7 protein-coding genes are annotated in these 11496 nt (G+C 70.7%); 1 reads left to right on the forward strand and 6 read right to left on the reverse strand.

Translation table 11 applies throughout. The features are described from left to right. Positions 1–6 precede the first annotated feature (6 nt). From C3492_RS12695 to C3492_RS12715, 5 genes are all read right to left on the reverse strand, one after another. Complete coding sequence (locus tag C3492_RS12695) at positions 7–2985, reverse strand: glycoside hydrolase family 2 TIM barrel-domain containing protein (protein WP_103811860.1); 2979 nt, start codon at positions 2983–2985, stop codon at positions 7–9. Positions 2986–3099: 114 nt separating this feature from the next. After that, positions 3100–5829 carry a glycoside hydrolase family 38 C-terminal domain-containing protein gene (locus C3492_RS12700; RefSeq protein ID WP_103811861.1) on the reverse strand — a complete coding sequence of 910 codons (2730 nt, stop codon included), beginning with the start codon at positions 5827–5829 and terminating at the stop codon, positions 3100–3102. A gap of 34 nt (positions 5830–5863) precedes the next feature. Continuing rightward, entirely contained in the window at positions 5864–6721 is an 858-nt protein-coding gene (locus C3492_RS12705; protein WP_103811862.1) for a carbohydrate ABC transporter permease, read from the reverse strand. Beyond that, entirely contained in the window at positions 6718–7665 is a 948-nt protein-coding gene (locus C3492_RS12710) for a carbohydrate ABC transporter permease (RefSeq protein WP_103811863.1), read from the reverse strand. Before C3492_RS12710 ends, C3492_RS12705 begins: the two co-directional genes overlap by 4 nt. Positions 7666–7672: 7 nt before the next feature. Further along, positions 7673–9007: an extracellular solute-binding protein gene (locus C3492_RS12715; RefSeq protein ID WP_258055658.1), complete on the reverse strand. Its 1335-nt coding sequence runs from the start codon at positions 9005–9007 to the stop codon at positions 7673–7675. 266 nt (positions 9008–9273) lie between these two features. On the opposite strand from C3492_RS12715, the gene C3492_RS12720 reads away from it, so the two are divergent. Continuing rightward, positions 9274–10272 (forward strand): LacI family DNA-binding transcriptional regulator, encoded by a 999-nt coding sequence (locus C3492_RS12720; RefSeq protein WP_103811865.1) that lies wholly within the window; start codon positions 9274–9276, stop codon positions 10270–10272. A gap of 234 nt (positions 10273–10506) precedes the next feature. Here C3492_RS12720 and C3492_RS12725 read toward each other — a convergent pair whose 3' ends face one another. Continuing rightward, entirely contained in the window at positions 10507–11427 is a 921-nt protein-coding gene (locus C3492_RS12725; RefSeq protein ID WP_103811866.1) for a LysR family transcriptional regulator, read from the reverse strand. Positions 11428–11496 lie beyond the last annotated feature (69 nt).

Raw genomic sequence — 11496 nt, forward strand, 5'->3', positions numbered from 1 at the left:
CGCCGTTCAGCGGCCCGCCGCGATGCGCAGTCTGATCGTGCGGGCCTCGGGACGAAGAGCGAACCCGGGCCGCACGTCCGGTCCGCAGGAGCGCGAACCGAGTCCGTGCTGGGCCGCATCGATGATCAGGTGGCTCGTCGTCGACCCGGGAAGCTCGAACGGGTGCCTGGCCCGGGCGGTCTGCCGGGGGGTGTGGCGGCTGAGGGTGAAGCCCGGACGACGCCCGGCCCTGTCCGGGACCGCCTCGACGCGCAGCACCTCGGTGCCGCCGCTCAGCAGCGTCAGCCGGCGCAGTCCCGAGCGGTGCCCGGTCTCCTGGGGGCGCGCGTAGTCGACCGAGAGGTCGCGGACGCCCGCGGTGAAGCGACCTGTGCGCGCCGCACGCAGACTGTCGGGATAGGACTCGAACGGACCGAGACCGAACCACTCGGCGCCGTCGACCGGAGCCGTGCCGTCGGGAAAGCCGAAACGGATCCCGATCCGTGGCCACACCGTCCGCCAGCCTCTCGACGGCTCGATCTCCACCAGCAGTTCCAGCCCGTCGTCGTCGAGGGACCAGACGGAATCCACCGTCACCGAGGAGGCGGAGCCCGCCGCGGCGACCTTGTCGATCGTGCGCAGGGACCGCGCGGTCTGCTCCACGCACACGCGTCGCGTCATCAGCCGGTCCAGGCCGTCGCGACGCCACAGATCGGCGTGGGACACCCCGGCGACGGCGGCGTCGCTGTCCTCGACCCGGTCGGACGCGCTCTCGTCGTTGTCGGTCGGCGCCCGGAACAGTTCCAGCCGTGGGCCCGTCACGGCGCGGCCGGCGAGTCGTACGAGGGATCCGTCGACGAACTCGGCGATCCCCAGCGTCAGGGTCCCGTCTCCCGGCCGCCAGTCGGTCCGGGGCCGGGCCGCCGGAGGGGTACGAGGTGCCGACGCGTCCAGCTGGGCCGTCGCGATGACGTGCCCCTCGGGAGCCCAGGCCGTTCCGGCCGCCAGCACCGCGTCGACCGTGAGCCATGTCTCGGCGTCCCGCGACACCCGGACCGGTGGCAGCGGCACCCGCTCCGAGTCGCCCGGCCCGATGAGCGGGACCTCCAGGTCACCACTGTCCACGGGCACCCCGTCGTGTTCGACCCGCCAGCGGAAGCGCAGGTCGGAGGTGTCGGCGGAGTGCCGCAGGTTCGTGATCGTGACGCCGTCGTCGCCGAAGCCGAAGCGGATCGGCTGCACGACCGCCTTGAACTCGTGGAGGCCGGGCGTCGGCACGTCGTCGCTCAGCAGCATCCCGTCCATCACGAAGTTGCCGTCGTGCACCACCTCCCCGAAGTCGCCGCCGTAGGCGTAGTACGGCGTTCCGTCCGGGGCGTCGGCCAGGATGCCGTGGTCACGCCACTCCCAGACGAAACCGCCGTGCACGCGCGGGTACGTGTGCACCAGTGCCTCGTACGCGTCGAGTCCTCCGGGCCCGTTGCCCATCGCGTGCGCGTACTCGCACAGCAGGAACGGCTTGGCGCGCTGGCGGGCACTCTGGGCCGGAGTGCAGTGCGCCAGCGCCGAGCGGGCCCCGTCGGCGCCGATCTGCTCGATCTCCGGCACCGACGCGTACATGCGTGAGTAGACGTCGGTGTACTCGCCGGTGTGGTCGCCTTCGTAGTGCACGGGGCGTTCGGTGTCGCGGGCGTGGACCCACGCCGACATGGCGGCGAGGTTGCTTCCCGTCCCCGCTTCGTTGCCGAGCGACCAGATCACGATGCTGGGGTGGTTCTTGTCCCGTTCGACGGTGCGCTGGATGCGGTCGAGGAGCGCCCCGCGCCACCGCGGGTCGTCGGAGGGATTGCCGGCCCAGTCGGCGTCTTCGAAGCCGTGCGTCTCCAGATCGCATTCGAGGACGACCCAGAACCCGAGTTCGTCGGCGAGGTCGAGCAGCCGTGGGTGCGGCGGGTAGTGGCTGGTGCGGATGGCGTTCACGTTGAACCGCTTCATCCGGGCCAGGTCCGCACGGGCATGCTCCTCGTCGAAGACGCGCCCGCGCTCGGGATGCGCCTCATGGCGGTTCATCCCGTGGAACACGACGCGGCGGCCGTTGACCAGGAACCGGTCGCCCCTGATCTCGACCGTGCGGAACCCCACACGCAGGGCGATGCTCTCGGCGGCCGTCGACACGGTGGCGTCGTAGAGGCGGGGCCGTTCGGCCGACCAGGGCTCCACGCCGGCGACGCCGAGGGGGGCCACGTCGGCGGGCGTCGCCCAGACCTGCTCGACGCCGAGTTCGGGGATGCGCAGGGTGACCGGGAACGCCGTCGCCTCGGCCGTGACCTCGGGGTCGATGCGTCCGCGCCCGTCGTCGAATCCCGTGCGCAACCAGACGTCCTCGATGCCTCCGGCCGGCCGGGCGATCACGGTGACGTCCCGGAAGATGCCCGGCAGCCACCACTGGTCCTGGTCCTCCAGGTAACTGGCCGCCGACCACTGGTGCACCCGTACGGCGACGACGTTGTCGCCCGGGCGCACCGCTGAGGTGACGTCGAACTCGTGGGCGAGCCGGCTGCCACTGGCGCTGCCGATCTCCACGCCGTTCACCCACACCCTGAAGAACGACTCGACCCCGTCGAAGCGCAGCACGACGCGCTCGGCGTCCGACCAGTCGGCGGGCAGGCCGAAGTGCCGCCGGTAGTCGCCGGTGGGGTTCTCGTCCGGCACGTGGGGCGGGTCGAGCGGGAAGGGGAACCGGATGTTGGTGTAGAGGGGCCTGCCGTAGGCTCCGTCGCCCTGGAGCACCCAGTGGGAGGGGACCGGGATGCTGTCCCAGCCGTCGTCGTCGAACTCCTCCGCCGCGAAGTCCTCGGCCGCCGACGCCGTGGGCGACAGACGGAACCGCCACGGACCGTTCAGCGACCGGGAGGGAGCGTCGGAGTGCAGCCACGACCGCGCGGGACGCAATGCTCCGCGTCCGGGTGCGAGGTCCTGGACATGGGCGGAAAGTCTGGAGGACAAGAGGTCACAACTCTCTCTCGACTGCGAGTGTGCGAGGGTGCGGGCGCTGGGTGTGCGGGCGCGCGCGTGTGTGCGGGCGCCCGAGCGGGCGCGTCGAGCGCCGGCGGCGACCGGTCAGCGCACCCGGACGGTGCGGATCTCCCAGGGGGCGAGGTCGAGTCCGAGCCCGTTCCGCACCGGCGTCCCGGACAGGGGCCTGCCCAGCAGGTCGACCGTGGTGGCTTCCGTGAACGGGCCGGTGACGCGGACGTACGATCCCGTGTCGCTCATCGCCGTCAGCCGGATCTCGGTACCGGCTCGGCGACCTGGGTCGGTGACCCGGCGAACGGCCGAGACGAGGACGTTCGTGCCGTCGACCCGGATGCCGGTCGCGTCCGGGGGCAGGTCACCCCCGGCGGGGGCGGTCCCACGGGTGACGAGGACGTCGTTGCGGAACTCCTCGGCGTGCGCGACCGCCCGCGCACCCTCCCAGCCGGCGGCCGAGGGCAGCACCGCGAAACGGTTCTCGATGCGCATGCCCAGGTCCTGCGCACCCGGTGCGGGGATCTCGCTCGCCGCGGGCTCGTCACGGAGAGGATGGATGTTGACGCTGATCGAGCCGATGGCGCGCAGCAGGGTCAGGGCGAGTTCGGAGCCGCCGTCGACGAGCTCGTACTCACTGGAGTGGGCGAGCAGGACGTGTGCGGCGCCGGCCGACACGAAGGTGCTGGCGGGGAACGTCGGGATCGGGAATTCGCCCCAGCCGCCTTCGGCACTGAGCCCGCGTTCGGTGACGGCGAACTGCCCGGCGGAGGCCGACGTGTCCACGGGTTCGGGCAGCGGCACGTGGAAGCGCAGCCGGTGGTCGGCGGACTGGTTGAGGAAGGCGGTGGAGACACGGACGAACGGCTCCCCGGCACGCACTTCCACCAGCATCTCGACCGGAGTCGGCACGGTCCGGCCGCCGCGCAGGTCGCGGTCGTAGGAGAGCTCCGTGGGCCACTCGTAGACACGGGTGACGCGCACGCGCGAACGCAGCGGGCCGCTTTCCAGGAGCTCGACGCTGATCTCCGCGGGCTCCGACACGAGCACGTCCCGGGCCGGAGGAGCGTAGTTGTAGCTGTCGCCGCGGTCACCGCCGTCGACGAGCCGGCCGACCCCGCTCAGCACGGTGCCGTCGGCGCCGGTCACCTTCAACGTGCCGTCTTCGGCGACTTCGGCCTCGACCAGCCCGTTCGACAGTGTGCGGGCCGTCGCCGTCGCCGGAGCGGGTGTCGCCGCGGGGGCGGCAGGCCGCTCGCTCGGCGCGACCCGGAAGCTCGCCAGCCCGCAGGCGGGGACGCGCACGGGCACCAGCGCGGTGGCGCGGGCCTCCTCCAGCGTCAGCACCCGCCACTCACCCGGATGCGCGGCAGCGGCGGCGGCGACATCGCGGCGCAGGATCAGCAGGTCGAACGGTCCGCTGGTCGGCACCTCGGCGAGGTGGAAGACGAGCGAGCCCGAGGTGAGTTCGTAGCGGTCGATCAGCCGGCCGAAGAGTTCCCGGCGATGGATCCGGCGCAGCACGCGTTCGAGCTGCGAGGCGTCGACGCGCTCGTCGCTGAGTACGGTCGGGGCCTCGGAGATCAGTTGCACGGGGCGTTCGCAGCCGTCCGCGGTCGTCACGACCAGGGTGGTTCCCCGGGGCGGGGCCGCGACCTCCACCTCCACCAACGCCTCGCGGGGGAACGGCAGGGGATTGGCGGCCAGGTGGCCGTCGCTCGGCACCAGGGCGGCGGGCTCGGCGAGGGCCGAGTCCCGGACGGCGCGCGCGATCTGCGCGGCTTCGGCGAGCCGCGCCTCGACCTGGGCGCAGGTCTCGTCGGTGCCGGAACCGACCACCGAGTCGTGGGCCGTCGACTCGATGATCTTGTGCCAGGCGAGCGAGAGGAACGGCGAGTCGTCCCGCCCGGACCACAGCGCGTTCACCCGCTCGGCATGGTCGACGGTGCGCTCGGCCACGGCCATCCGCTGCTTGAGCCCGAGCCGGACGGACAGCACGCCCGGCAGGATGTTGCCGCGCACATGACTGCGTAGCTCACCGGTGACCACGGTGTCCGCCTCGTCGCGCACGTGCGCGCGGACGTACTCGTCGAGTGTGGCGAGGGTGATGGCGCGGTCCGGGCCGGCCGCCCGCCGCAGCCAGGACGCGAGCCGCGGGTCGGGCGCCGAGTGGTCGGTGCCGGCCATCGCCAGCACCGGGTCGTCGCCCCATCGCCGGGCCGTCATCTCCGTGTACTCGCCGAGCGCGCGGCCGATCCGGTCCGGAACCAGCAGGAGGTCCAGGCCGTTGTCGTAGCCGTCGAACAGGAACTCGGTGCGCACTTCGGAGCCGTCGGGAGCACGCCAGCGGAACGCGTGGCCTTCGACGGCACCGGGCACCCCGCGCCACAACGCGGCGTGCTCGATGCCGGCACGGGCCAGGATCTGCGGCATCTGCGCGATGTGGCCGAACATGTCCGGCAGATAGCCGATGGGCATCGCCCCGCCCAGGCTCTCCGCGACCGCCCACCCGAGCTGGAGATTGCGGACGATGGTCTCGCCGGAGCAGAGGAACTCGTCGAGCAGGATCAGCCACGGCCCGATGGCGAGCCGACCCTCGCCGACCAGGGCCGCGAGACGATCGCGGTTCTCCGGCCGCATCTCCAGGTAGTCCTCGATCGCGGCCATCTGACCGTCGACGGTGAACCGGAAGTCCGGGTCCGCCTCGGCCGTCTCCAGCACGGTGTCGAGGGCGGTGACGAGCCGGTGCCGGAACACCTGGAAGGGCTCGTACCACTCACGGTCCCAGTGGAAGTGGGGCACGAACACGGCCGGTTTGGGCATGGTGGCAGACACCTTCTGTGCGTGGGGGCGAACGTCACTTGAGGGATCCGGCGGCGAGCCCGGTGCGCCAGAACCGCTGGAGGAGCACGAACACGATGATCACGGGCACGATCGACACCAGTGAGCCGGTGATCACGGACTGCTGGAGCAGCGGAGCGCGGGCGGTCTGGCCGTTCCACTCGTACAGGCCCAGCGTGATCGGGAACAGGGACTCCTTCTGCAGCATCACCATCGGCAGGAAGAAGTTGTTCCAGATGGCCACGAACTGGAACAGGAAAATGGTCACCAGGGCCGGTGTCATCAGCCGGAACGCCACCGAGAAGAACGTGCGGAACTCACCCGCGCCGTCCAGCCGCGCCGACTCGATCAGTTCCTGCGGGACGGCCGCGTTCGCGAAGACGCGCGCGAGGTAGACGCCGAACGGGCTGACGATGCTGGGCAGGAACACCGCGAGATAGGTGTTGACGAGCCCGGTCGCCGAGAACAGCAGGAACAGCGGCAGGGCGAGCGCGGTGGTGGGTACGAGGACGCCGCCGAGGATGACGGAGAACAGCACCTCCCGGCCGCGGAACCGGAACTTGGCGAGGGCGTAGCCGCACAGAGCGGAGATCAGGGTGCCCACGGCCGCGCCCAGCACCGCGTAGACGACGGTGTTGAGAGCCCAGCGGCCGAAGACGCCGTTGCTGCGGGTGAACAGGACGCGGAGGTTCTCCAGCAGGTTGAAGTGCGAGAACACCAGCCCGTTGGTGGAGGCCAGGTCGCCCTGCGGCTTCGTCGCCGCGACGACGAGGAAGTACACGGGCAGCAGGAAGTAGACGGCCAGGAGGAGCATCAGGGCCATGGCGGCCGTACGGCTGACGGGGCTCTCACGGATCACGGAGGGGTTGCTCACAGTCCGGCCCTCTTCGCGGTCAGTCGCATGAACCCGAAGCTCAACACGAAGGTGATGACGGCGATGACCACGGAAACGGCCGCGGCCTGCTGGTAGTTGTTCCCGGAGGCCACCGTGTACGCGAGCATGTTCGGCGTGAAGGTGCTGGAGATGTTCGAGGAGATCTGGCGCAGCACGGCCGGCTCGGCGTACAGCTGGAGCGTGCCGATGATCGAGAACACCGAGGTCAGGACGATCGACGGAGCGATGATCGGCACCTTGACCCGCCAAGCGATCGTCCAGTTGCTCGCGCCGTCGATCTTGGCGGCCTCGTAGAGCTCCTGGGGGATCGACTGGAGGGCGGAGAACATGATCAGCATGTTGTAGCCGGTCCACAGCCAGGTGGAGACGTTGGCGGTCGACCACAGCACGGCCCCGGGGCCGAGGAAGTCCGGCTTGAGACCGATGCCGTTCAGCAGGTCGACGACAGGGCTGAGTTGGGGCGAGTACAGGTACGACCACATGATGGCGGCGATGACTCCGGGCACGGCGTACGGCATGAACGCGGTGATGCGGAAGAACGCCTTCAGCTTCAGCAGCGGAGTGTCCAGCAGCAGCGCGATGATCAGAGCGACGCACAGCATGACCGGCACCTGCACGACGCCGAACAGCCCGATGCGGCCGATGCTGGACCAGAACTCGGTGTTCCGCAGCACCTGCGCGTACTGCTCGAAACCGCCGAAGGTGGTGTACGAGGTTCCGTACTGCCCGCCGGTGCGGCGCACCACCCGGAGGCTCTGCCAGAGCGCGTAGCCGACGGGCACCAGGTAGAACAGCAGGAACGGCAGGAAGAAGGGGGTCAGGAACGCGGCCACGGTGCCCGCCCGGGGCCCGCCGCCGCGGAGGCGGCGGTGGACGCGGGTCGGCGCCGCCACGGATGCCGCGGGGGCTGCGGTGTCGGTCATGCCGCGGTCACTTGCCCGCCGTGACCGGGATCGCCTGGTCCTTCATCGACTTCAGCGCGGCGTCCTGGGCGGTCGCGAGCGCGTCGGTGAGCGTGCCGTCGCCGGCCGCCGCCTTGGCCATCGCGTCCTGCAGCGCCAGGTTCACCGTCTTCTGCGTGGGGCCCCAGGTGAAGCTGGTGTCGATCTTCTTGGACGAGTCGGCGAAGACGTCGAAGATCTTCTCGTTGCCGTAGTACGGAACGCCCTGCTTCAACGAGGGGAGTTGGAGCCCGGCCGTGGCGGCGGGGTACAGGCCGCCCAGCTTGTTCTCCATGGCGAGCGCCTCCGGATCGGTGTTCAGCCAGGTGTTGAACTCCACCGCTTCGTACAGGTGCTTGCCGCCCTTCATGAACGCGACGGTCGACCCGCCCCAGTCACCGGACGCGCCGTTCGTACCCCAGGTCGGCATCGGGACGACCGACCACTTGCCGGCCTGCTTGGGGAGGTTGTCGCGGAACATGCTGTAGCCCCAGGCGGCTCCGACGTAGCTGGCGATCCGGTCCTTCTGGTACGCGGCGTACATCTGCGTCGAACCGTTGGCGAGGTCGGTGCGCACGAGCTTGCCGGAGATCAGCTTCTGCCAGTACGCCGCCACCTGCCTGCTCCGGTCCGAGTCGACTGTGACCCGCCACTTGTCGCCGGAGTAGCCGTACATCTTCGCGTCGTTCTGCCAGAGGAGCCCGTTGAACCACTCGGCGTTGTTCGGATCGAAGAACGTGATGGCGAGCTCGGGGTCCGCCTTGTGCAGCCTCTGTGCCGCGGACGCGTACTCGTCCCAGGTCGTGGGGATCGCGACGCGGTACTTCTCGAAGAGGTCGCGGCGCACGAAGAGGGCCATCGGGCCGGTGTCCTGCGGGAGGGCGAACACACCGGTGCCGCCGAAGCTGGTCTGGGACCAGGTCCACGGGACGAACTTCGACTTGGCGGCGGTGGCCGCCTTGCAGGCCGAGGCGTCCACGAAGGCGTTCTGGGTGCGCAGGTTGGGGAGTTCGTCGTAGCCGACCTGCGCCAGATCGGGTGCCTTCCCCGCCTTCAGAGCGTTTCCTATGGTGCCGTACTGGTCGTTGGAGATGTTCTTCGTCTCGACCTGGATGTCCGGATGCCGCTGGTTCCACAGGTCCACGACCTTGTCCATGCCCGGAACCGTGTTCCAGTACTGGAGGGTGACCTTTCCCTTGGCGGGCGTGCAGGCCGCTGCCGGTGCCTCGCCCGCCGGAGCGGGCGAGGAGCATGCGGCGAGTACGGCGACACCGGCTGCCGCGGCGACGGTGGCGAGGCGGGTGCGCATGACTGTGCTGCTCATGTTTTCCGTTCCCGAGAACGACCGGCGACTGGGGCCGGCCGGGTCGACGTTGACTCACTCAGGCGGGATGCCGCGGTGGACATGGACGGGCGCGACGGTGTCGGTTCTGGTCCCCCAACACCGTGGCGAGAAGGGGCGAGCTGCTGTAACTTCCGTCCGTGAGCGTTCACGGGAACGTTCACGGGCGCTGTAAAACGTTCGGAAGTGTGCGCTCGGGTGCGGTTGAGTGTCAAGACTCTCGGATCACGATGGGGAGGTGAGCGACAGTGCCGTCCGGGACCGAGTCCCGCAGGGTGACGATCCATGACGTCGCCCGCGCTGCCGGGGTGTCCCGGCAGACCGTGTCACGAGCGCTGAACGACAAGGGGGAGATCGACGACTCCACCAAGCAGCGTGTGCTCGAAGCCGCGCGGGCGCTGGGATACCGACCGAGCCGGTTCGCCAGGGGGCTGGTGCGCCAGGACACGATCAGCGTCGGTCTCGTGATCCCCGACCTGCTCAACCCGTTCTTCACGGAGGTCGCCGCGGCGGCGCTGGAGGCGGCGCGGGCCCGCGGCTGGCACGTCCTGGTCTACGACACCGCGGACAGCGCACAGGAGGAGCTCGGCACCCTCCAGGTGATCGCCTCCCAAGTGGACGCGGTCGTCGGCTACTTCAGCCGGTCCGAGAGCGAGATCGAGCAGTGGACCCGGGGGCTGCCGGTGGTACTCATCGACAGGGGCCGGGACGCCGAACGCTTCAGCTCCATCCGGATCGACGGAAGGGACGGGGTCAGGGCGGCCGTCTCCCACCTCGTCCAGGCCGGGCACCGGCGCATCGGCATGCTCGACCACGCTGCCCGGGCCGAACCGAGCGTCCGGCACGCGTGGTTCGCCGACGCGCTGACCGCCTGCGGACTCGGTGAAGGGCCGGTGTGCCGCGCGGAGCAGAGCGTGGAGGGCGGTGAGAGGGCACTGGTGAGCCTGCTCACCCGGCATCCCGACGTGACCGCCGTCTTCGCCTTCAACGACGTCATCGCCATCGGCGCGCTCCGTGCCGCGCGTCGGACGGGACGCCAGGTGCCCCGTGACCTGGCCGTGATCGGCTTCGACGGAGTGCAGCTCGGCACCCTGGTCGAGCCCCCGCTGTCCAGCGTGGCTCTGGACATCCGCCGGCTCGGAGCACTCGCCGTCGACCAAGCGGCCCGCCTCCTGACCGGCGCAAGCCCCCTCGACCCCGACGACCTCGTGGCGCGCGCGGAACTCCGGCTCCGCGAGTCCACGTAGGGCCGGCGGGAGGCCGGTCGGCGAACCGTCGGGGCGGAGCGCACCTCTGCCCTCGTCATGGTGATCATCCTCTCCCGCGGCCCACTCCGTCCGAACGCGCGGGCGTGCTCCAGCTCATGTTCGTCGGCGCTGATGTCCAGGCCCACTCGGTCAGGAACGCGGCGTGCCCTTCCTGCCGCTGCCCCCTGAGCCACTGCTCTGTCATGCCGTGCGCCCTCCCCGACTGCGGTTCCCTCAGGCGCGGTCGGAGCGCATGCCGACCGCTCGGAGGAGGGCCTTCCGGCACGCCAGCACGGCAGGGTGCCGGCCGGCGCCGCGGCGTACCACGGTGAAGATGCGGCGCGTGCGCTGACCGCGGGGGAGCGGACGCAGCGTGACGGTCGGGGGCTGCCCGGTCCGGACGAGGCCGGGCAGGAAGGCCGCGGCGTGCCTTTGCTCGACCAGGCGGAGGTGAAGCAGGAGGTCGGTGGTCTCGAACCGTACGTCCGGTTCGAAACCGGCGTTGCGGCACAGGGTCACGGCCCAGTGCCGGGCGGCGGTGCCCTCCGGTTCCATCACCCAGGCGTGGTCGGCCAGGGAACGCAGCGCCGCGGTCGGGCCGTCGGCTTCCCCGGTCCCGGCCGGTGCCGGCAGGGCGAGGTGCAGGGGGTCGTCGAGCAGGTCTTCCTGTTCGAGTTCGGCGGGCCGCGGGTTGGGGTCGCCGGGGTATTCCTCGGCGAGGACGAGGTCGAAGTCGCGGGCCTGGAGCGCCGGCAGGGCCCTTTCCGGTTCCATGTGCGTGACGTGGACGCGCAGGTGCGGGTGCTGGTCACGCAGCAGGCCGAGCGCGGTCGGGACGAGGGCGAGGGCGGCTGTCTGGAACGAGGCGATGCGCAGGGTGCCGGTCAGGTCGGACAGCGAGGCGGCGATGTCCGCCTCCGCGCGCTCCAGACGTTCGAGGACCGCTTCGGTGTGGGCGACGAGGATCTCGGCCTGCTCGGTCAGCCGTACCCGCCGTCCGACCGGTTCCAGCAGCGGGACGCCGACCTCGGCCTCCAACTGGGAGAGCTGCTGGGAGACGGAGGAGGGGGCGTAGGACAGGGCGGCGGCGACGGCCGCCAGGGTGCCGCGGTGCTTGAGTTCCCGGAGCAGGCGCAGTCGGTGCAGGTCGAACATGGCACGTCCGCCTTCCCTCGCCCTCGCGGACCGACAGCCGATCGGGTTCATGGGCCTATGGTCGGTTCT

The organism is Streptomyces sp. Ru62 (assembly GCF_002920615.1).
Lineage (GTDB): Bacteria > Actinomycetota > Actinomycetes > Streptomycetales > Streptomycetaceae > Streptomyces.

Bases quoted from the DNA above. Each gene is read 5' to 3' on its own strand.
- C3492_RS12715 (WP_258055658.1), bottom strand. From the start codon at position 9,007: ATGAGCAGCACAGTCATGCGCACCCGCCTCGCCACCGTCGCCGCGGCA.
- C3492_RS12710 (WP_103811863.1), bottom strand. From the start codon at position 7,665: ATGACCGACACCGCAGCCCCCGCGGCATCCGTGGCGGCGCCGACCCGC.
- C3492_RS12700 (WP_103811861.1), bottom strand. From the start codon at position 5,829: ATGCCCAAACCGGCCGTGTTCGTGCCCCACTTCCACTGGGACCGTGAG.
- C3492_RS12725 (WP_103811866.1), bottom strand. From the start codon at position 11,427: ATGTTCGACCTGCACCGACTGCGCCTGCTCCGGGAACTCAAGCACCGC.